Consider the following 619-nt stretch of genomic DNA (forward strand, 5'->3'; position numbering starts at 1 on the left):
GTAATAGCTCACTGGTCGAGTCATGACGCGCAGACAATGTAACGGGGCTAAGCATACAACCGAAGCCGCGGAATCATCTGACCACTAAAACCGCTAAATTATGTTATCGAATTAAATAACTTATTTAGATTTAGAGGTTTTAGTGGTCAGATGGTTGGTAGGGGAGCATTCCACAGACCGACGAAGGTATATTGTAAAGTATACTGGAGGGAGTGGAAGAGAGAATGCAGGTATAAGTACACGAAAAGACGGGTGAGATCCCCGTCCGCCGAAAGCCTAAGGATTCCTGGGTAAAGGTCATCTGCCCAGGGTAAGTCGGCTCCTAAGACGAGGGCGAAAGCCGTAGTCGATGGGAAACTGGTTCATATTCCAGTACCGTTCTTGGTTTTATGGGATGACGCGTGAGGTGAAACTCGGCCGGGCGACGGTTGCCCCGGTCAAAGCAGCGAGCTATTGGTGGCGGCGAAAACGCCATTAGGTAAGCTGTTACAGCGAGCTTTATTACGGTAGAGCGAAGCGAGTGTAATCAAGGCGCCAAGAAATAATCCCCTCTAATTAGGCCAAGAAGACCGTACCGCAAACCGACACAGGTAGGCGGGATGAGAAATCTAAGGCGCTC

General features: G+C 49.6%; 1 rRNA gene. It reads left to right on the forward strand.

What is annotated here, in order from left to right:
* Nucleotides 1-619: ribosomal RNA gene (locus tag ACYVTD_RS15485) — 23S ribosomal RNA — on the forward strand; the annotation flags it as partial.

It is taken from the genome of Treponema sp. R6D11 (genome assembly GCF_054786075.1).